Source organism: Catenuloplanes nepalensis (genome assembly GCF_030811575.1).
GTDB lineage: Bacteria > Actinomycetota > Actinomycetes > Mycobacteriales > Micromonosporaceae > Catenuloplanes > Catenuloplanes nepalensis.
Map to the genome: position 1 here is coordinate 3,209,746 of NZ_JAUSRA010000001.1, position 18,783 is coordinate 3,228,528.

Annotated in this window: 21 protein-coding genes and 1 pseudogene; 13 read left to right on the plus strand and 9 right to left on the minus strand. The window is 72.6% G+C overall.

Annotated features, from left to right (window positions below):
• Positions 1-63: 63 nt before the first annotated feature.
• Positions 64-519 carry a GNAT family N-acetyltransferase gene (locus J2S43_RS13595; protein WP_306829364.1) on the minus strand — a complete coding sequence of 152 codons (456 nt, stop codon included), beginning with the start codon at positions 517-519 and terminating at the stop codon, positions 64-66.
• 305 nt (positions 520-824) lie between these two features.
• Between J2S43_RS13595 and J2S43_RS13600 the strand changes: the two genes are divergently transcribed.
• Positions 825-1,208, plus strand: a complete 384-nt coding sequence (locus tag J2S43_RS13600; protein WP_306829365.1) for a hypothetical protein — start codon at positions 825-827, stop codon at positions 1,206-1,208.
• Between the two features lie 70 nt (positions 1,209-1,278).
• On the opposite strand, the gene J2S43_RS13605 is transcribed toward J2S43_RS13600, so the two are convergent.
• The 3 genes from J2S43_RS13605 to J2S43_RS13615 all read right to left on the minus strand — a co-directional run bounded on the left by J2S43_RS13605 (position 1,279) and on the right by J2S43_RS13615 (position 5,086).
• Positions 1,279-2,724: a PepSY-associated TM helix domain-containing protein gene (locus J2S43_RS13605; RefSeq protein ID WP_306829366.1), complete on the minus strand. Its 1,446-nt coding sequence runs from the start codon at positions 2,722-2,724 to the stop codon at positions 1,279-1,281.
• A gap of 364 nt (positions 2,725-3,088) precedes the next feature.
• A complete protein-coding gene (locus J2S43_RS13610; RefSeq protein WP_306829368.1) occupies positions 3,089-4,507 on the minus strand; it encodes an NAD(P)-binding domain-containing protein in 1,419 nt (472 codons plus the stop codon).
• 84 nt (positions 4,508-4,591) lie between these two features.
• Positions 4,592-5,086 (minus strand): GNAT family N-acetyltransferase, encoded by a 495-nt coding sequence (locus J2S43_RS13615; protein WP_306839268.1) that lies wholly within the window; start codon positions 5,084-5,086, stop codon positions 4,592-4,594.
• Between the two features lie 292 nt (positions 5,087-5,378).
• Here J2S43_RS13615 and J2S43_RS13620 point away from each other — a divergent pair, with 292 nt between their 5' ends.
• The 4 genes from J2S43_RS13620 (at position 5,379) to J2S43_RS13635 (ending at position 8,007) form a co-directional block, all read left to right on the plus strand.
• A complete protein-coding gene (locus J2S43_RS13620; protein WP_306829369.1) occupies positions 5,379-5,750 on the plus strand; it encodes an ArsR/SmtB family transcription factor in 372 nt (123 codons plus the stop codon).
• 373 nt (positions 5,751-6,123) lie between these two features.
• A complete protein-coding gene (locus J2S43_RS13625) occupies positions 6,124-6,813 on the plus strand; it encodes an arsenate reductase/protein-tyrosine-phosphatase family protein (protein ID WP_306829371.1) in 690 nt (229 codons plus the stop codon).
• On the plus strand, positions 6,806-7,600 hold the full coding sequence (locus J2S43_RS13630; RefSeq protein WP_306829373.1) for an aquaporin: 795 nt from the start codon (positions 6,806-6,808) through the stop codon (positions 7,598-7,600). The genes J2S43_RS13625 and J2S43_RS13630 overlap by 8 nt, the downstream gene beginning before the upstream one ends.
• Positions 7,597-8,007 (plus strand): arsenate reductase ArsC, encoded by a 411-nt coding sequence (locus J2S43_RS13635; RefSeq protein WP_306829374.1) that lies wholly within the window; start codon positions 7,597-7,599, stop codon positions 8,005-8,007. Before J2S43_RS13630 ends, J2S43_RS13635 begins: the two co-directional genes overlap by 4 nt.
• A gap of 108 nt (positions 8,008-8,115) precedes the next feature.
• Here J2S43_RS13635 and J2S43_RS13640 read toward each other — a convergent pair whose 3' ends face one another.
• The 5 genes from J2S43_RS13640 to J2S43_RS13660 all read right to left on the minus strand — a co-directional run bounded on the left by J2S43_RS13640 (position 8,116) and on the right by J2S43_RS13660 (position 10,615).
• Positions 8,116-8,433, minus strand: a complete 318-nt coding sequence (locus J2S43_RS13640) for a DUF1048 domain-containing protein (protein WP_306829376.1) — start codon at positions 8,431-8,433, stop codon at positions 8,116-8,118.
• Position 8,434: 1 nt separating this feature from the next.
• Positions 8,435-8,791: a DUF1048 domain-containing protein gene (locus J2S43_RS13645; protein ID WP_306829378.1), complete on the minus strand. Its 357-nt coding sequence runs from the start codon at positions 8,789-8,791 to the stop codon at positions 8,435-8,437.
• Complete coding sequence (locus J2S43_RS13650; protein ID WP_306829379.1) at positions 8,788-9,114, minus strand: PadR family transcriptional regulator; 327 nt, start codon at positions 9,112-9,114, stop codon at positions 8,788-8,790. Before J2S43_RS13650 ends, J2S43_RS13645 begins: the two co-directional genes overlap by 4 nt.
• A 278-nt stretch (positions 9,115-9,392) precedes the next feature.
• The gene (locus tag J2S43_RS13655; RefSeq protein WP_306829380.1) at positions 9,393-10,361 is read right to left on the minus strand and encodes an aldo/keto reductase; all 969 of its coding nucleotides are present in this window, start codon (positions 10,359-10,361) and stop codon (positions 9,393-9,395) included.
• On the minus strand, positions 10,358-10,615 hold the full coding sequence (locus J2S43_RS13660) for a substrate-binding domain-containing protein (RefSeq protein ID WP_306829381.1): 258 nt from the start codon (positions 10,613-10,615) through the stop codon (positions 10,358-10,360). Before J2S43_RS13660 ends, J2S43_RS13655 begins: the two co-directional genes overlap by 4 nt.
• A 172-nt stretch (positions 10,616-10,787) precedes the next feature.
• Here J2S43_RS13660 and J2S43_RS13665 point away from each other — a divergent pair, with 172 nt between their 5' ends.
• From J2S43_RS13665 to J2S43_RS13700, 8 genes and pseudogenes are all read left to right on the plus strand, one after another.
• Complete coding sequence (locus J2S43_RS13665) at positions 10,788-11,051, plus strand: hypothetical protein (protein ID WP_306829382.1); 264 nt, start codon at positions 10,788-10,790, stop codon at positions 11,049-11,051.
• A gap of 116 nt (positions 11,052-11,167) precedes the next feature.
• Positions 11,168-11,947, plus strand: a complete 780-nt coding sequence (locus tag J2S43_RS13670; RefSeq protein ID WP_306829383.1) for an SDR family NAD(P)-dependent oxidoreductase — start codon at positions 11,168-11,170, stop codon at positions 11,945-11,947.
• A 43-nt stretch (positions 11,948-11,990) separates the two neighbouring features.
• Positions 11,991-12,608, plus strand: a complete 618-nt coding sequence (locus J2S43_RS13675; protein ID WP_306829384.1) for a nitroreductase family protein — start codon at positions 11,991-11,993, stop codon at positions 12,606-12,608.
• 52 nt (positions 12,609-12,660) lie between these two features.
• Positions 12,661-13,560 carry a LysR family transcriptional regulator gene (locus tag J2S43_RS13680; protein WP_306829385.1) on the plus strand — a complete coding sequence of 300 codons (900 nt, stop codon included), beginning with the start codon at positions 12,661-12,663 and terminating at the stop codon, positions 13,558-13,560.
• A 188-nt stretch (positions 13,561-13,748) separates the two neighbouring features.
• Positions 13,749-14,372 (plus strand): annotated as a pseudogene (locus J2S43_RS13685) (pectate lyase family protein); the annotation flags it as partial.
• A 167-nt stretch (positions 14,373-14,539) separates the two neighbouring features.
• The gene (locus tag J2S43_RS13690; RefSeq protein ID WP_306829387.1) at positions 14,540-15,511 is read left to right on the plus strand and encodes an AAA family ATPase; all 972 of its coding nucleotides are present in this window, start codon (positions 14,540-14,542) and stop codon (positions 15,509-15,511) included.
• A 3-nt stretch (positions 15,512-15,514) separates the two neighbouring features.
• Positions 15,515-16,660 (plus strand): DUF58 domain-containing protein, encoded by a 1,146-nt coding sequence (locus J2S43_RS13695; RefSeq protein ID WP_306829389.1) that lies wholly within the window; start codon positions 15,515-15,517, stop codon positions 16,658-16,660.
• Positions 16,657-18,783: a transglutaminaseTgpA domain-containing protein gene (locus tag J2S43_RS13700; protein ID WP_306829390.1), complete on the plus strand. Its 2,127-nt coding sequence runs from the start codon at positions 16,657-16,659 to the stop codon at positions 18,781-18,783. Before J2S43_RS13695 ends, J2S43_RS13700 begins: the two co-directional genes overlap by 4 nt.

Genomic DNA, 18,783 nt, shown 5'->3' on the forward strand with positions numbered 1-18,783 from the left:
GAATGGGCAACGGAGTCGCCTGCGTCCGCACACCATCAACCGCCGCAGACGCCCATGCTTCGGCTACAGGACCTTCACCATGTGTACGCTGTTTGGATCCTCCGGGTAGTCGGCGAACGGCGTGCAGCGGGTGAACCCGTGCTTCGTGTAGAGCGCGCGGGCCGGCGCGAAATGGTCGTCCGCGCCGGTCTCCAGGTAGAGCCGGGTGAGTCCGTGCCGGCCGGCCTCCGCGAGGACGTGCCGGAGGAGGGCCGACGCCACGCCGCGCCGCTTCGCGGTCCGGGCCGTGCGCATCGACTTGAGTTCACCGCTCGTGTCGTCCAGCCGCTTGAGCGCGCCGCACCCGACGAGTTCGTCCCCGTCGTAGACCGACCAGAACGTCACCTCGGGCCGGCGCAGACCGTCGAGATCGAGCGCGTGTTTGCTCTCCGGCGGGCTGACCGCGCGCATCTCGTCCAGGTGCTCCTCCAGGAACGCCTTGATCTCCGGCCCGGACAACTCGTCCACGACGATTCTCATGGCGCGATGGTAGGTCTGCGCAGGTGACCGCCTGCATGGCGGACCGGTCGATCGCGGCGGATCTCGCCCGGCCCGTGGCCGCAGCGGTCGTCGGCGGCGACGGCGGACTGCCAGGCGACCGACCGCGGCGGCCGGGATCGCCTCGATCACCGAGTCGAGGCCGAAGCCGATCAGCGCGGTCGAGCCGGCGCCGATCGCCATCACGGCCTCGGAGGCTGTGTGGGGCCGATCGCTTGACGATAAACGCTAATCCGATTAGCCTTTTGGCTACATCGATTAGCTAAGAAGACGGCGGGGCCTATATAGTGAGTGAACGTCGAAGTGCCGGTGGCAGGCCGCCGGGGCATGACCTGGTCAGGGGTGGCCTGCGATTCCTGGCCGAGATCGTCGCCTGGGTGGCGGTGCCCTGGGCGCTGTGGCCGCACTCGGCCGTGCTGGCGATCGGTGCGCTGGTGTTGCTGATCGTGCCGTCCGCGATCTTCAGCACCCCCGGTGACCGCCCGGGAGGTGACACGCCGGTGGCGGTGCCGGGGATCGTCACCATTCTCCTGCTGCTGGTGCAGCTCGTCGCCGCGACCGTGTCGGCGTGGGTGCTGTGGCCGGTGTGGATCGCCGCCGTGGTGACCGCGCTGTGCCTGGTCGTGGTCGTCACCGAGCAGCCGCGGTGGCGCGCCCTCACCGGCCGGTGAGGGCGTCCGGCGGGCCCGTGCGGACCCTGCCGGACGTGCGGGCCCGTGCGGACCCTGCCGGACGTGCGGCTCAGCTACCCGCCGGTGCCGGGGAGACCGGGGTTTCCGGGCGGTCGCGGCGGACCGTGCCCAGGATCGCGTCGATGGCGATGAACGCCGCGAGGGGGATGCCGAACAGCGGAAGCGCCCAGCCGATCGCGAAGATGACCAGGATGCCGGCGATGATCGCCCAGGCGGGGACGGTGCGCCAGTCGACGCGGGGCGGGAGCGTGCCGACCGGGGCGCGGCGGTCGGCGCGGGTGGGACGGCGCTGCCACCACATCCGGTAGCCCCAGAAGATCACGCAGAGCAGCCCGAGCGCGAGCGCGGCCAGGAGGATCTGGTTGACGACGCCGAACAGCAGTCCCATGTGGGCGTTGATGCCCCAGTTGGTGAGCTTGGCCGTGAACGGCCAGTCGGCGAGGTTCACCCGGTCGGTGACCGTGCCGGTGGAGACGTCCACGGCGACGCTGTCCAGCCGCTCCGGGAACTGGTTGTCGATCTGGGAGACCTTCCACGCGGTCTCCGCGTCGGCCGGCGGGACGATCGAGACCGGCCCGTCCAGGCCGCTGTCCCGGGCGACCGTGACCGCGGTGTCGATGCCGTCCGGGTCGCCGGTGGTGACCGGGGCCGCGCCGCCACCGTGATGCGCGCCGGGAGAAGCGGCCGGGGCGCCGGTGAGCGCGGTGGAGACGTACGGTGTGCCGCCCTTGATCTGGTCGATGACCAGCCCGAAGTTCGCGCCGGCGTAGTTCGACCAGGTCAGCCCGGTCGCGGACAGGCCGAGCAGGCCGACGAGCAGCCAGGCGCCGACCGCGCCGTGCCAGCCCCGGGTGCGCCGCACGCCCTTCTTCGCCGACAGTTCCGGGGCGAAGAGCTTGCGGACCGCGCGGCGGCGGCGCCACCAGAGCACGATCCCGCCGAGCGCGATCACCCACAGCCAGCTCGCGGCCAGTTCGGAGTAGAGGCCGCCGATCGCGCCGAGGTGCAGGTCGCGGTGCAGCACGTCCAGCCACGCCTGCAGCGGCGTCCAGCCGAACTGGGTGGTCAGCTGCCCGGTGACCTCGCCGGTGTACGGGTCGACGTAGACCGTGTGCACCTTCTCGGCCGCGACCAGATCCGGCACCGAGAAGTCGACGTGCGTCGTCCACTCGCCGCCCTTGACCCGTACCCCCGTGATCGTGCCCTCGGGGTGTGTCGCGCGCGCGGCCGCGACCTGTTGTGAGACCGGGACGGTGGTGTCAGCGGCCTGATCGACGAGCAGCTCCTGGCCGTAGATGATCCGGTCGAGCGTCGGCGTCGACACGAACAGCAGGCCGGTGACGGCCGAGACGACCAGGAACGGCGCGATCAGGATCCCGGCGTAGAAGTGCAGGCGCAGCACCAGCGCGCCGAACACGGATCCGGAGCCGTTGACGCGGCGGGGTGCGGTCGTCGCGGCCGGCGTGGGCGTGGCGACTTCAGGGGTGACGGACATCGGCGCTTCCTCGTCTCGGCGTCGGCGGAGCCCCGCATCACATGGCGGTCTCCGCCGCTGTAGTCGGACCGCGCCCCCGTCCGGTTCCCGGCGAGTTCCACAGAATCAAGAACCACGATCACCGGGGGTACGGCCGGGAGCGCGCCCCGGCCGTACCCCCGATGTGGACCGGATCGTCCCTCCAGGAGGGTGAGCGGCAGCTCGGTGATCCCGGCCGGATGCTCCTCGTGATCCGGCGTGGCCCGCGCGTGCGGGACACCCCGCTGCGGCAGACCCGGCACCGGCACGCCTGCTGCACGCGGCCGGTATCACCGAGCCGGTCACGCCGGCCTGTTCGCCGGCGGTCACCGCGGAGCGGACGGCATCAGGAGCAGCAGCCGCCGGCCTGCTCGCCGGTCTCGGCGCCGACGGTGATCAGGGTCAGTGGCGCGGACAGCAGCCCGCCGCCGATCCCGGTGGCAAGGCCCCGGCCGGCCGCGGTCGGCGCCGGCTCGGCGGCGGGTGCCCCGCAGCACCCGCCGCCGGAGGCGATGGTGTCACCGACGACCGGGTTGCTGTTGCACACGCCGGTCTCGGGCAGATCCAGCTGCACGTCACGCGCCGCGTCCCAGTCTCCCGCCAGGGCGGCGACGACGGAGCGGGCCTGCTCGTAGCCGGTGGCGAGCAGGAACGTCGGCGCCCGCCCGTAGCTCTTCACGCCGATGGCGAGGTAGTTGACCTCGGGGTGGGTGAGTTCGTCGACGCCGTGCGGCGGGACGGTGCCGCAGGAGTGCTCGTTCGGGTCGATCAGCGGCGCCAGCGCCCGAGTGGACCCCATGATCGGGTCGAGGTCGAGGCGCAGCTCGGAGACGAACGAGTGGTCCGGGCGGAACCCGGTCGCACCGACGATCCGGTCCACGGTCACGGTCCGGGCGCCGTCGGAGACGGTGACCTCGTCACCCGCCGCGCTGACGGACTGGACGGAGAAGCCGGTCAGCAGCGTGATGGCGCCGGACTCGACGTGCTCGCGCAGCCGGGAGCCGAGCGCGCCACGGGCGGGCAGCGCGTCGGCGTCCTCGCCACCGTAGGTGCGGGCCGGGCTGTTCGCGCGGATCGCCCAGGTGATGCGCGTGCCCGCGGCCTGCCCGGCGAGTTCGGCGAGGGACAGCAGCGTGTTGGCGGCAGAGTGACCCGCGCCGACGACCAGCGTGCGCTTGCCGGCGAACCGGGCGCGGTCGGCGCCGAGGACGTCGGGCAGCGCGTGGTCGATGAAGGCGGTCGCCTGCGTCTCGCCGTGGGCGGGGATGCCGGACGCGCCGAGGTGGTTCGAGGTCCGCCAGGTGCCGGTCGCGTCGATGACCGCGGACGCGAGGACGTCCTCGCCGGTGGCGAGCCGGACCAGGAACGGCACCGAGTCACGGCCGTCGGTGCGGACACGGTCCATGCCGAGTCGGGTCACGGCGGTCACCCGGGCGTCGTAGCGCACGTGCGGCTTGAGCGCGGGCAGGTCGGCGAGCGGCTGGAGGTAGCCGGCGGCGAGCTGCCCGCCGGTGGGCAGCTTCTCCGGGTCCGGTGCGATCCAGCCGGTCCCGTCGAGCAGCCGCTTCGCGGCGGCGTCGATGTTGAACCGCCACGGGGAGAACAGCCGCACGTGCGCCCACTGCCGCACGGCGGCGGCCGGGCCGTCGCCCGACTCCAGGACGAGGAACGGCAGGTCACGCTCGTGCAGGTGCGCGGCGGCGGCGAGGCCGACCGGCCCGGCGCCGATCACGACGACGGGCAGGCCCTGCGGGCTGGTACTCACAACGGATCTCCTTTGTCTCGATGTTTGTCGAATCAAGAGGGCGAACGATGCCCCGTGGTCCGTGGTCCGTGGTTTCGGGAGGGGTCAGATGACGGCGGGACTGCGGCGCTCGATGAGGACGACATCGCGCCAGACGCCGTGGTGGCGGCCGATGCGCTCCCGGACCCCGATCCGACGGAACCCGGCGGCGGCGTGCAGGGCGAGGCTCGCGGCGTTCTCCGGGAAGATCCCGGACTGGATGGTCCAGATCCCGGCGGTCTCGGTGGAGGCGATCAGCGCGTTGAGCAGCGTCCGGCCGACGCCCTGACCCCGGGCGGCCGCGGCAACGTAGACGGAGTGTTCCACGACGCCCCGGTAGACCGGCCGGGCTGATACGGCGGAGGTCGCCGCCCAGCCCAGCAGCGCGCCGCCGGCGTCGACGGCGACGTGCCGGTGATCGGGCAGCCGGCCGGCGTCGAACGCCTCCCAGTCCGGGGCGGTGGTCTCGAAACTGGCGTGGCCGCCGTCCAGGCCCTCCTGGTAGATCGCCAGGACTTCGGCGGCGTCGGCTGCCGCCATCGGGCGGATGACGTTGCCCATCAGCAGCAACCCGCCCCCGGCCCGCACTGCGCCGGCCTTCGCCTCCATGGCGCAGCACGGTGCCGCGGGAACCGGTGGCATGACATCGGCAGGCGCCGAGGTATCGCAGCACACGGCGTCGGCGCCTGGTAAGCCTCCGGTGGAGCCGCTGACGCGAGTGTGCGCGACCATCGCAGGTGCTCCTTCCGGGCGGAACGGCGCGATATGGCACCGTCTTGTCTTGACGTTGCTCGAATCAAAGGTTGCACGTTGATTCGAGGCCTGTCAACCTAGACGCATGTCGAATCAGTCCGTGGCGGTATCACCCGCTGGCTCTGGCCCCGGTGCCGTCGAGGGCGGGTGCTGCCCGCCGATCGCCCTGCAGCGCATACCCGCGGAGGCCGCCGCGGTGCTGGCGCCGGCGTTCAAGGCCTTGGGTGACCCGGTGCGGCTGCAGTTGATGTCGATGATCGCCTCGGCACCGGAAGGCGAGATCTGCGTCTGCGACCTCACCCCGGCCTTCGCGCTGTCCGGGCCGACGATCTCCCACCACCTGCGCACCCTGCGCGAAGCCGGCCTGGTCGACGCCGAGCGCCGCGGGACCTGGGTCTACTACCGGCCCCGCCTCGCCATGATCCGGCAGCTCGCCGGCCTGCTGGCCGCCGACTCCCCGGCGGCCGGATAGCGGGCTCGAGGCGTCGAATGATCCGCCTTCAACGACTGCGGTGGAGCCAAGGCGGCCCGCCGGGAACGGCATCTCGCGGACGGGCGCTCACCGATGCGGACGGTCGACGAGTGGATCGGCGCCGGGCCGTCGGCGCTCCGTGGCGGCCGCTTCCCGGCCTGGGCGCTGCCCGCGGGCGGATGTGACGGCGGGTAAAGCGTGATGAAGCAGCTCACCGGTGGTGCGGAAGTGACATGAACACTCGGTGGCGAGTGGCCCGTCGGCTGACGGCCACGGCGTATGTCTGCTGCCGTGGAACGGGAACGGGAGCGGGCTCGTCGTTCGCCGGCGGAACCGCTTGCGTCGACGGTAAAGGTCAGTCATCATTGAGTCAATGAACGCTGAGACTCTGTCGCTGGCGGGGCGGGCCCGGGTGCACGCCGCTCTCGGCGACCCCGCACGCCTGGCCATCGTCGACGCACTCACCCTGGGCGACGCCTCGCCCGGCGAGATCGCCGCCGACCTCGGCATGCCCACCAACCTCGTCGCCCACCACGTCAAGGTCCTGCACGAGGCGGGTCTGCTCGTGCGGACCCGGTCGGAGGGCGACCGCCGCCGCACCTACCTGCGGCTGGTGCCCGGCGTGCTGTCCTCGCTCACCGCACCGCGGCTGGACCGCTCCGAGCGGGTGGTGTTCGTGTGCACCCACAACTCCGCCCGCTCGCAGCTCGCCGCGGCCCTGTGGCGTGACCGAGTGGGCGGCGAGGTCGCCTCCGCCGGCACGATCCCGGCCCAGCGGGTGCACCCCCGCGCGGTCCGCGTCGCCCACGCGCACGGCCTCGCCCTCGACCCGGCCGGCACCCACCACGTCGACGCCGTCGTGCACGACGGCGATCTGGTCATCGCCGTCTGCGACAACGCCCACGAAGACCTCACCGGGCCGGCCCGGCCGCGGCTGCACTGGTCCGTGCCCGACCCCGTCCGCGTCGACACCGACGAGGCGTTCGAGGCCGCCTACACCGACCTCGCCGACCGCATCGACCGGATCGCGCCCACCCTCACCACCGGAGCCGGCCATGGCTGACCCGGCCCACTCGGACCGGCGCGGCGAGATCACCCTGTGGCGGCGGTTGCTCGCCGAGTTCCTCGGCACCGCGCTGCTGGTCACCGCCGTCGTCGGCTCCGGCATCATGGCGGTTGAGCTGTCCCCCAACGACGTCGGCCTTCAGCTGCTCGAGAACTCGGTCGCGACCGCGTTCGCCCTCGGCGCGCTGATCCTCACCTTCGGCCCGGTCTCCGGCGCCCACTTCAACCCGGTGGTGTCGGCCGCCGACTGGTTCCTCGGCCGCCGCCACGGCACCGGCCTGACGATCAAAGACCTTCTCGGGTACGCCGTGGCGCAGACCCTGGGAGCGATCGCCGGCTCGGTCCTGGCCAACCTGATGTTCGACCTGGCCCCGGTCACGATGTCCACCAGGGAACGCGCCGCCGCCCACCTGTGGCTCGGGGAGATCGTCGCCGTCGCCGGCCTGCTGCTGCTGATCTTCGCGCTGGTCCGGTCCGGCCGCGCCTCGGCCGCCCCGGCCGCGGTCGGCGCCTACATCGGCGCCGCCTACTGGTTCACCTCCTCCACCAGCTTCGCGAACCCGTCGGTCACCATCGGCCGCGCGTTCACCGACACCTTCGCCGGCATCGCCCCGGGCTCGGTGCCCGGCTTCGTCGTCGCACAGCTCATCGGCCTGCTGCTCGGGGTGGGCCTGGTGCTGGCGCTGTATCCGCACCCCGGCGACGACGACGACGCCGTCGTGGTCCCGCACGACGTCGAGGCGGCCCAGGCCGTCACCAACCCTCAAGGAAGCCACCGCTCATGAGTGACACCAAGCCCAGCGTACTGTTCGTCTGCGTCCACAACGCCGGCCGCTCCCAGATGGCCGCCGGCTGGCTGCGCCACCTCGCCGGCGACCGCGTCGAGGTCCGCTCCGCAGGCTCCGCGCCCGCCGAGACGATCAACCCGGCCGCGGTCGAGGCGATGCGGGAGGTCGGCATCGACATCACCGGCCAGACCCCCAGGCTGCTGGAGTGGGAGACCGCGCAGTCCTCCGACGTCATCGTCACCATGGGCTGCGGCGACGCCTGCCCGATATTCCCCGGCAAGCGCTACGAGGACTGGAAACTCGACGACCCCGCGGGCAAGGGCGTCGAATCGGTCCGCCCGATCCGCGACGAGATCAGGGCCCGCATCGAGGTGCTCCTCGCCGACCTGCTCCCGGCCGCCTGACATGTAATCGCTCGGCGATCTGATCCTCATCGGTCCCGGGCCGGCCGGCCACACCTCCGCGCCCCGGCCGAGGTCGCCCGCGTGGTGGCGGCCTTCGCCGACCGGGTCCTACGTGGCCGGCCTCCCGCCGAGCGTCCGCTGTAGGGCATCGGCGTGGGTGGGGGAGCCGTCGATCAGGCCGTCCGTGAAGGCGGCGACGTCGGTGCCGGTGAGTTCGAGGACGCCCCTGCCGGCGGCGACGCCCTCCTCGAAGAAGTCGACGATGCCGGGCAGCAGGGGGCCCTCGGTCAGGCCGATCGGGCCGACCTTGAACAGATAGCGCTGCATCTCGTGGTAGACGATCCGGTAGTCCGGCGGGAGTGCCTTGACCCGGGCCATGTGGGCCCGCCACTGCCGCTTGCCCTCGATGATGTCCTGGATGCCCATGTCAGCCTCCCAGCCGGGCCAGTTTGCGTGCGACGTCGCGGTTCAGCTGGTCGCGCCAGCGGTCGCGGAAGGTCCGGGCGCCCTCGCCGCCGGCCAGCGCGGCGCAGAATCCGGGGATGTCGTCGCCGAGCACCTCCGGGACGTCGCGGCCGTCCGCCGCGGCCTCCTCGAGCAGGCCCAGCGCGGCGTCGGCGATCGGCGTCAGGTTGCGGCCGGTGAAGTCACCGAACGGGAACAGGTGCTGCCTGATCTGCTCCCACGCCGCCCGGTGGCCGGCGGGCAGGGCCGCAGCCCGGGTCTCGAACGCGTGCCAGTCCCTGGTCAGATCGTTGCCGGTGATGGTCTCCCAGAAACTCATCTCCCGCCCTCCTTCAGCTTGTCGATGCGCGAGGACACGTACTGCCACTTCGCCCAGAACGTCGCCAGCTCCGCGCGCCCGGCGTCGTTGAGCGCGTAGAACTTGCGCGGCGGGCCCACCTCGGACGGGCGCTTCGTCACCTGGACGAGCCCGTTGCGCTCCAGTCGCAGCAGGATCGTGTAGACCGTCCCGTCGATGACGTCGGTGAAGCCGAGCTCGTTCAGGCGGCGAGTGATCGCGTAACCGTAGGTCTCCTCACCGCCGATGATCTCCAGCACGCAGCCTTCGAGCGTGCCCTTCAGCATCTCCGTCAGGTCTTCCATCGCGACTCCTCCCGCCCCGGTATCCGGTGGCACCGGGTACCGCTATAACGTACCACCGAATACCGCTATGCGGTAGTGCCGAGTAGTGGCATCCGGTGGGGGTCTCAGGCGACGGCTGAGCGCCTGCCGTGTACTGAGCCCGTCACCGACGACACCTACCGGCGGGCCGGCAATCGATGACGGCGCCGCCGGTCCGAGTTCAGTGCCCCACGACCCGCGCGACGGCGGGCGGATCGGCGGCGCCGCGGCTCGTCCGGGCGTGGATCCCCGGGCCGGGGTCACCACCAGTAGTTGTCCTGCGGCAGGTACGGCGACTCGAGGGCGGTGATCTCGGCCTCGGTGAGGTCGATATCGAGGGCGGCGACGGCGTCCCGCAGGTGGTGCGGCTTCGTCGCGCCGACGATGGGGCAGGAGACGGCCGGCTTGCTCAGCACCCAGGCCAGCGCCACCTGGGCCATCGCGACGCCGCGGCCCTCGGCGATCCGCTGCAGCGCGTTCACCACCGGTTCGTCGGCGTCGCGGTCGAAGGCCCTGGCGACGTCGTCCGACGACGATCTGGCCGTGGCCCGGCCCCAGGGCCGGGTCGCCCGGCCCTTCGCCAGCGGTGAGTACGGTGTCAGGCCGATGCCCTGGTCGAGGCACATCGGGATCATGTCCCGCTCCTCCTCGCGCTTGAGCACGTTGTACTGGTCCTGCATCGCGGAGAACCTCGTCCACCCGTTCAGCGCGGCGGCGTGCTGAGCCTTCGCGAACTGCCACGCCCACATCGACGACGCGCCGAGGTAGCGCACCTTGCCGGCCCGGACCAGGTCGTCGAGCGCCTGCACGGTCTCCTCGACCGGCGTCTCCGGGTCGAAGCGGTGGATGTAGTAGACGTCGATGTAGTCCGTGCCCAGCCGGCGCAGCGACGCGTCGGCCTGTTCCAGGACCGCGCCGCGGGACAGGCCGCTGCCGCCCGGGCCGTCGTGCATGCGCCCGCTGACCTTGGTCGCCAGCACGATCTCCTCGCGCCGGGCGAACCGCGTGATCGCCCGGCCGACGAACTCCTCCGAGGTGCCGCCCTGGTAGACGTTCGCGGTGTCCCAGAACGTCACGCCCAGCTCGGCGGCCTGCCGGAAGAACGGCGCGGCGGCCTCCTCGTCCAGGGTCCACCGGTGCATGCCGGCCGCGGCGTCGCCGTAGCTCATGCAGCCCAGCCCGATCCGGCTCACCGTCAGCCCGGTGCGGCCCAGTCGCGTGTACTTCACGGTGCGGTACCTCCGGTGGTGCGGCGGACGACCAGGCCGGGGGAGAGGGTGACCTGGGCGGTGCGGCGGGTGCGGTCGGTGATGCGGTCGACGAGGAGGCGGGCCGCGTTCGCGCCCATCTGGCGGCCGTCCTGGTCGACGCTGGTCAGCGAGATCGGGCCGTTACGCGGCACCTTGGAGACCGCGGTGGTGGAGACCCGGGCGTGGCGTGCGACGTCGACGATGGTGACGCGCCGGGGCGCGGGCTTGTCCACCGGGTCTCCTCTGCGCTGTGCGGTCCTGCCCCGAGCCTACTGATCACCGGGGTGCGGAGCGCGTCCACGGCGCCGCCGCGCTCAGGGGCCACGTCGTCTCCTGAGGAGCGGTGAACGGCGGCACCGGAGTCCCGACAAGCGATCATCGTCGATCGGTTTTACGGTGGCGGGCATGGCTGTTCATTCTCTGGCCGGTGCCGCGCTGGCGGCCGCGCTCGGCCTCTCCGGTGTCGTGGCCGGTGAACCACGGACGTTCGTGGGCGAAGGGTCCAGCAGCTTCGGGCTCGCCTACGTCTACGCGCAGGCCGACGCGCTCAACCAGGCTTCCTGGGCCGGGTACGCGGCGGCGGAGTGCCGGGAGACCGGCAGTGTCGTCTGGCCGGGTGGCTACACCGCCACGGTCTGGTACGAGTGCGTGCGTCCGGACCGACCATGACGTACCCCGTCTCAATGCCAGAGGTTTTCGGTATTGGACAGTGAAGATCATGGATGTCAGCCTTCTGGGGTGACAGCAAATCAACGACAGCGGGCGGCCGGCCGGCGGTGCGCGGCATGAGGATCGACTTCGCCGGGCGGCGGGTGCTGGTGACCGCCTCGACCTCCGGGATCGGCTTCGCAGCGGCGGAAGGGTTCGCGGCGGGCGGCGCGCACGTCGTCATCAACGGGCGCGGCGCGGCGGGTGTCGAGGCCGCGCTGGCGCGCCTGCCCGGCTCGGTCGCGGGGTTCGCCGGGGATCTCGGCACCGAGTCCGCGTGCGCGCGGCTGGTGGCGGAGCATCCGGAGTTCGACATCGTCGTCAACAACCTCGGCGTGTACGGGCCGGGGGACTTCTTCGAGACGCCGGACAGCGAGTGGGACCGGTTCTTCCGGACCAACGTGATGTCCGGTGTCCGGCTGTCCCGGGCGTACGCGCCGGGCATGGTGGCCCGCGGCTGGGGCCGGATCGTGTTCGTCTCGTCCGAGTCGGCGCTGAACGTCCCGCCGGACATGATCCACTACGGCTTCACCAAGACGGCGCAGCTGTCCGTCTCACGGGGCCTTGCCAAACGCCTCGCGGGTACCGGGGTGACCGTCAACGCGGTGCTGCCCGGCCCGACCGCGACCGAGGGCACCGAGGCGATGCTCCGGCCGGATATGGACCGCACCGGCGGCGGCTTCGACCGGGTGCTGACGGACTTCGTCGCCACCGAGCGCGGGTCCTCGATCCTGCGCCGCGCGACCACCTCCGCCGAGGTCGCCAACATGATCCTCTACGTGGCCTCCGCGCAGGCGTCCGGCACCACCGGCGCGGCCCTGCGCGTGGACGGCGGCGTCGTCGACAGCATCGTCTGACCAGCTCAACCGCCCGGTGAACGGGCCTCGGAAAGGAAACACCATGAACCACCCGATCCTCACCGCGATCGACGAGCGCCGCACGATCAACCTGTTCGACCCGGCCCGCACGCTGAGCGAGGAGCAGGTCGCCGAGCTGGCCGGCTTCGCGACCCGCGCGCCGAGCTCGTTCAACCTGCAGAACTACCGGTTCATCGCGGCGCACACGCCCGAGGCCAGGCTGCGCCTGCGGCGGATCGCCTGGAACCAGGCGAAGGTCACCGACGCGGGCGTCACCTTCGTCGTCGTCGGGCGGATGACCGACCACGAGGAGACGCTCACCCGGCTCCGGCCGACCGTGGACGCCGGCATCATGCCGGAGCGGGTCGCCGCGGACTGGGCGGCCGGTGCGAAGAGCCTCTACCACGAGCAGCCGTGGCGGCAGCGCGACGAGGCGGTCCGCTCGGCCACGTTCGCGGCGGCCACGATGATCTTCGCGGCGCACGCGATGGGCCTGGGCGCCGGCCCGATGAGCGGGTTCGACCAGGATGCCGTGTCCGCGGAGTTCGGGCTGGCGCCGGACGAGTTCCCGGTGATGCTGCTGGCGATCGGCCACCCCGCGCCGGGCAACTGGCCGCAGAAGGCCCGCCGCCCGGTCGCGGACGTCCTCGACGTCGTCTGAAGGGGCGCGCGGATACGCTGAAGCCCTGGTCACGAACCCGTCGGGAGTATTCATGGAACTGCGGTACCTGGCGGCGTTCGTGGCCGTGGCCGAGGAGCTGCACTTCGGCCGCGCCGCGCGGCGCCTGCACATGGCCCAGCCGCCGCTCAGCCAGCTGATCCGCCAGCTGGAACGCGAACTCGGCGTGCAACTGTTCGAGCGCAGCACTCGCAGCGTGCGGCTGACCAGCGCGGGTGAGTCGTTCCTCGAGCCGGCGCGCCGGGTCCTCGACGACGTGGACCTGGCGAAGCTGGCGGTCAAGGCGGCCGCGACCGGGGAGTACGGCCGGGTCGTGGTCGGCTTCGCCGGCGCGTCCAGCCACGCCGCGCTGCCCCGGCTGGCCCGCGCGGTCCGGGCCGCGCACCCCGGCATCGACCTGGTGATGAAGGTGCAGACGTACGCGAGCGTGGCCCTGGACGGCGTCGCGGACGGCACGCTCGACCTGAGCTTCGTGCGGCTGCCCGCGGACCGGCCCGGCGTGCGCACCCGGGTCATCGACAACGACGAGCTGGTCTGCGCGCTCGCCGAGGACCATCCGCTGGCCGGCGAGACCGCGATCGACCTCGCCGACCTGGCGTTCGAGCCGTTCGTCAGCCTTCCCGCGCACGCCGGGTCGACGCTGCGCGACGCGATGGTCGGCGTCTGCGAGGAGCGCGGCGGGTTCACGCCCCGGGTCGTGCAGGAGGCGCCGGACTCGAACACCGTGCTGGCCCTGGTCTCCGCCGGCGTGGGCGTCACCATCACGCTCACCTCGGTCGAGCACGTGTGCCGCGGCGGGCTGGTCTACCTGCCGCTGGCCGGCCCGTCCGTACCCATGCGGGCCGCGCTCGCCTGGCGGCCGGACAACCCGTCGGCGGCGCTGCGTGCGGTCCTCGCGGTCGCCGAGGAGGTGCTGCCGACCCCGCCGGAATGACGCGGCTCCCATCCGTACCCGTGGGGATGCTTTGGGGATCTTTAGGAATGGGTGAAGCGCCTTGCTCCATGATCAACCCGTTCCTATCGTCGGGACGGCGCCACCCGGCGCCGTCCCGAGCGGTCGCGCCCACGACCCGCCAGAATGAGGCTTCACATGAAACGGCTCCACGCGGCACTGGCCGTCACCGGAGTGGCGGGCATCGCCGCCGCGCTCCTGACCGGCCTGCCGTCACCCGACGCGTCCGCAACGTCTGGGCCGACCACCTGAGCCTGGTGGCGTCCGGCGGCGAGTCGGACGGCTACGACGGGCTGTTCGACATGAAGGACGACACCCAGTTCGTCACGCTGTCCTACAGCACGCTGAGCAACTCCGGCCGCGGCGGCCTGATCGGCTCCAGCGAGACCGACACCGGCAACAGCTTCATCACGTTCCACCACAACCTGTACTCGAACATCGACTCCCGGGTGCCGCTGCTGCGCGGGGGCGTGGCGCACATCTACAACAACAGCTACGGCAACGTCCGCGACGGCGACGCCGGCACCCACTGGTCCCCGAACGGCGCCACCGGCAACGTCTCGGTCAAGTGGAGCACCGCCACCACGGTCTCCCGCGTCACCGTCGTCCCGGGCCCGGCCGGCACGATCGGCACCTGGCAACTGATCAACGGCGACACCGGCGCGATCCTCAGGTCCGGCACCGGCCCCGGCACGATCACGTTCCCCGCCACCCCGCTCAAGAAGATCACCTTCAACATCACCGGCTCCACGGGTACGCCGTCCGTGGCCGAACTGGAGACCTACGCCTCCTGACTCACCGGCCGGGCGGGATCGTCACGGTCCCGCCCGGCCGGCCGACCCCGTTCGGGGGAATTCGCCCGCCGCGGCGTTCGTGCCCGCCGCGTCCCTGCCGGCCCGGTCCGGAAGGGGTGCGAGACTCACCGCGATATGCACCTGATCAGGCAGAACGCGGGGATCTGATGGCAACGACGATGGACGCCTCCTGGGCTCAGGAGCGGGTGCGGGATCTCGTCGCCAACGTGGAGCGCGTCGTGCACGGCTGCACCGCGGTCGTCCGGAACGCGGTGATCTGCCTGCTGGCCGAGGGACACCTCCTGATCGAGGGCGTGCCCGGCGTCGCCAAGACGACCCTCGCGAAGGCGATCGCGCACTCGATCGGCGCGCAGGTGAACCGGATCCAGTTCACCCCCGACCTGCTGCCCTCGGACGTCGTCGGGGTCAACATCTTCGACACCGCCAGCCGGGCGTTCGCGTTTCATCCGGGCCCGGTCTTCGCGAACGTCGTGCTCGCCGACGAGATCAACCGGGCGTCGCCGAAGACACAGTCCGCGCTGCTGGAGGCGATGGGCGAACGCCAGGTGACCGTCGACGGGCACACCCACGAGCTGGACGCGCCGCACTTCGTGATCGCGACCCAGAACCCGAACGACCATCACGGCACCTACGCGCTGCCCGAGGCCCAGCTGGACCGGTTCATGCTGCAGGTGCGCCTCGGCTACCCGGCCCCGGAACAGGAGGTCCGGGTGATCGGCGACGCCATCGAGCGACGGCTCCCGGAGCAGCTCGAACCGGTCACCACCATCGGTGAACTGCTGCGCATGACCGAGGTGGCCCGCGCCGTCCACGTCTCCGAGGCACTCCGCGCCTACATCGTCGCGATCGTCGGCGGCACCCGCACCCAACCCGACACGGTACGGCTCGGCGCCAGCCCTCGCGCCAGCAACGCGCTGGCGGTGGTGGCCCAGGCGCGCGCGGTCACCGAGGGCCGCGAGTACGTCCTGCCCGACGACGTGAAGGCGGTGGCCCCCGCGGTCCTCTGCCATCGCCTGGTGCTCGCGCCGGTCACGGCCATCCGGGGCGTGACCGCCGCCTCCGTGGTCGACGACATCCTCGCCTCGGTACCCGTGCCGCACGCGATCGCGGACCGCTGAGCCGTGCCGACCCGAAACGGCTGGTCGGTGGCGGCCGCGACGGTCGTGCTCCTGGCGGCCGCGTTCCTGCTCGGCTACCCGGAGCTGGCGGTGTTCGGCTTCGCCTCGCTCGCCGCGCTGCTGGTGGCCGGCGCGTGGATGCTGGCCCGGCCCCGGCTGGCGGTGCAGCGGGAGATCCGGCCGATGCGGGTCACCGCCGGTGAGTCCGCGGCCGCGATCCTGACCGTCACCAACGAGACGGGCCGGCGCTGCCCGCCGATCATCGCGAAGGACTCGGTCGACGGCAGCGCGGTCCGGGTCCCGGTGCCGAGCCTGGCCGCGCGCGACACGCACCGGACCGGCTATCCACTGCCCGCCCGGCGCCGGGGGATCTACCCGGTCGGACCGCTGACCGTCGAGCACACCGATCCGCTGCGCCTGATGGCGATGCCGAAGCGCTACTCCGCCGCGTCCACGCTCTACGTACATCCGGTGGTCGACCCGGTCCGGCCGCTGCCGACCGGCGAGAGCCACGACCAGGACGGCGCCACCTCGAGCCGGGCCCCGCAGGGCGGCATCGCGTTCCACAGCCTGCGCGAGTACGTGCACGGCGACGACCGGCGGCTCGTGCACTGGCGGTCGAGCGCCCGCACCGGACGGCTGATGGTCCGGCACCACACGATCCCGAACGAGCCCCGCATACTGGTCGTGCTCGACACCAGCGCCGCGGCGTACGCGGACGGCGAGTCCTTCGAGAGCGCGGTGCGCGCCGCGGCCTCACTGTGCGCCGCGGCACTCGGCGGCGGGTTCCCGCTGCGACTGTGCACCACGGCGGGTGAGGCGATGAACGCCGGCGAGGGCGGTCACGAGCGCACCGCGGTCCTCGATCTGCTCGCCGCCGTCCGCCGTGACGTCGCCGACCCCGGTCTGGCCGTGCTGCCGTCGCTCGTGCCGGACGAGGGCGCCGTTTCGCTCGGGGTGGTCACCGGCGTGCCCGGCCCCGCGATGCTGGGCATGATCCCGCGGGTACGGTCCCGCGTCCGCACGGCCAGCCTCGTGCAGTTCGTCCGGGGCGCCGGGGAGCCCGCCCGGCTGCCCGGGGTGACGGTGCTGCCGGCGCGCGGTCCGGCGGAGTTCGCCGCCGCCTGGAACGAGTTGGTGTCGCCGTGACCAGAACGGTGATCGCGATGCGCGGTGCCGAGGTGGCGCTCGCCGCCGCCGCCGTGGTGGCGACAGTCCCGGCGTACCGGGACTTCTTCGGCTCCGGCGGCTACCTGGTGCCGCTGACGGCCGCGGCCTGTGCGGGTGCGCTGGGGGCACTGCGCGCCGCGACGCTGCGGTGGGGCACGTCCGCCACGATCGTGACCGGAATCGCCGGCTTCCTGACGGTCACGGGTGCGGTGATCCTGAGAGGCCGGGAGCTGACGTCGATCGGCACCGGGATCGCGAACGGCTGGATGCGCATGCTCACCACCGGACTGCCCGCCGACCCCACGGCCGAACTGCTGATCCTCCCGGCGCTGCTGGTGTACGCCGCCGGGTTCGGCGCGGTGACCGTGGCGCTGCGCACCCGGGCCGTACTCGCGCCGGTGCCCTTCCCGCTGCTGTCGTTGCTCGCCGCGCTGTTACTGACCGCCGGGCACACCGAGGGCGCGTTCCCGGTCGCCGTGGCGGTACTGGCGCCGCTGGCCGTTCTGGTGCTGATCCGGGCCGTCCGCCGCGGCGGCGTCACCGGCCGCGCGTACCTCGCCGACCGGGCGCGCTTCGGGCTGCCCATGGTGGCGCTGGTCGCCGTGGCCGGAATCGCCGCGGCGCACGCGGTGCCGATCGGTGAGAAGGGCCGGTTCGACCCGCGGGCGTTGATCCGCGCGGAACTGACGATCGAGGACACGGTGACCCCGCTGGCCTCGGTCCGCAGCCAGCTGGAGGAGACCCCGCCCCGCGAGCTGTTCACGGTCCGGGTGACGGGCGCGGTGCTCGACCGGGTCCGGACCGCCGCACTCGACGACTACGACGGGACGCTCTGGACCTCCGCCGACCGCTTCCTGACCGCCGGACGGACACTGCCCGCGGATTCCGGCCCGGCGCCGTCGACCGAGGTCCGTCTCGCGGTGGGCATCACCGGCCTGGCCGGGCCGCACCTGCCGGCCGCCGGGTGGCCACGGCAGGTCACGGCGGGACGGGTCGGGTTCTGCGCCCGATCCGGAGTGCTCGCCGCCGAGAAGGCGGACCGCCCGGGGCTGAGCTACGACCTCGTCGCGGGTGTGCGACCCCGCGATGACGCGATGCGGTCCGCGGGCCCCGACCTCGCCGCCGGGGCACGCTACCGGGCGCTCCCGGCAGCGCTGCCGGATGCACTGATCACGGCCGCCGATCAGCTCACCGAGGATGCGCCGACCTCGTTCGCGAAGCTCGAAGCGCTGGAACGCGGCCTGCGCGCCATGCCGTACACGGCGACGGCCCGTCCCGGGCACACACTCGAACGGCTCGGCAGTCTGTTCGCGGACGGCCCGGACCGGACCACGGGCTACGCCGAGCAGTACGCCGCGACGTTCGCCGTGCTGGCCCGCTCACTGGACTTCCCGGCCCGGGTGGTGACCGGCTACCGGCTCAGACCGGAATCGCTGACCGCCGGTGTCCACACGGTCCGGACCCGCGACGCGTGGGCCTGGGCGGAGGTGAAGATCGCCGGCTATGGCTGGGTGGCGTTCGACCCGGCCGACCCGCACAACCGCCGTCAACCGCCGCCGGTCGACCACACGTCGTCCCCGGCCGGAAGCGGCACCGCGCCATCGGCTCCGGAGGATCCGGGCGTGCAGGCCCGCCCGCGGCAACCCCTCGCCGACGAGCTGGCCGCCGTGGAACGGCTGCCTCTGGTCCTGGTGATCCTGGCGATCCTCACCGCCGGTCTGCAGGCCGTGGTGCTGGCGGAGAAGTGGCGTCGCAGGCGGGACCGCCGCCGTGGCACACCGGCGCAACGGATCGCCGGGGCCTGGATGCAGAGCACCGGCCGGCTCCGTGCGGCGGGACTGCCGATCCACCGGTCGTGGACCGCGTACGAGACGGCCGAGGCGGCCCGCGCCCGGTTCGGCGAGGCGGCGTCGCCGGTCGCCACGCTTGCCCGGCTGTTCGCCGAAGCCTGCTACGGCACCCGGCCGCCCGGCCCGGAACCGGCCGACGAGGCATGGCGGGCCGACCGGGCGCTGCGCGCGGCGCTGCGACGCGAGCGGGGACTCGCGCGCACGGCCGGGGCCTGGCTGAGCCCGGCATCACTGTGGCATCGGAGCGGGTGA

Excerpts from the sequence above, each read along its gene's own strand:
- J2S43_RS13595 (WP_306829364.1), bottom strand. The coding sequence starts at position 519 with ATGAGAATCGTCGTGGACGAGTTGTCCGGGCCGGAGATCAAGGCGTTC.
- J2S43_RS13605 (WP_306829366.1), bottom strand. The coding sequence starts at position 2,724 with ATGTCCGTCACCCCTGAAGTCGCCACGCCCACGCCGGCCGCGACGACC.
- J2S43_RS13615 (WP_306839268.1), bottom strand. The coding sequence starts at position 5,086 with ATGGGCAACGTCATCCGCCCGATGGCGGCAGCCGACGCCGCCGAAGTC.
- J2S43_RS13625 (WP_306829371.1), top strand. The coding sequence starts at position 6,124 with ATGAACGCTGAGACTCTGTCGCTGGCGGGGCGGGCCCGGGTGCACGCC.
- J2S43_RS13630 (WP_306829373.1), top strand. The coding sequence starts at position 6,806 with ATGGCTGACCCGGCCCACTCGGACCGGCGCGGCGAGATCACCCTGTGG.
- J2S43_RS13635 (WP_306829374.1), top strand. The coding sequence starts at position 7,597 with ATGAGTGACACCAAGCCCAGCGTACTGTTCGTCTGCGTCCACAACGCC.
- J2S43_RS13640 (WP_306829376.1), bottom strand. The coding sequence starts at position 8,433 with ATGGGCATCCAGGACATCATCGAGGGCAAGCGGCAGTGGCGGGCCCAC.
- J2S43_RS13645 (WP_306829378.1), bottom strand. The coding sequence starts at position 8,791 with ATGAGTTTCTGGGAGACCATCACCGGCAACGATCTGACCAGGGACTGG.
- J2S43_RS13650 (WP_306829379.1), bottom strand. The coding sequence starts at position 9,114 with ATGGAAGACCTGACGGAGATGCTGAAGGGCACGCTCGAAGGCTGCGTG.
- J2S43_RS13665 (WP_306829382.1), top strand. The coding sequence starts at position 10,788 with ATGGCTGTTCATTCTCTGGCCGGTGCCGCGCTGGCGGCCGCGCTCGGC.
- J2S43_RS13670 (WP_306829383.1), top strand. The coding sequence starts at position 11,168 with ATGAGGATCGACTTCGCCGGGCGGCGGGTGCTGGTGACCGCCTCGACC.
- J2S43_RS13675 (WP_306829384.1), top strand. The coding sequence starts at position 11,991 with ATGAACCACCCGATCCTCACCGCGATCGACGAGCGCCGCACGATCAAC.
- J2S43_RS13680 (WP_306829385.1), top strand. The coding sequence starts at position 12,661 with ATGGAACTGCGGTACCTGGCGGCGTTCGTGGCCGTGGCCGAGGAGCTG.
- J2S43_RS13690 (WP_306829387.1), top strand. The coding sequence starts at position 14,540 with ATGGCAACGACGATGGACGCCTCCTGGGCTCAGGAGCGGGTGCGGGAT.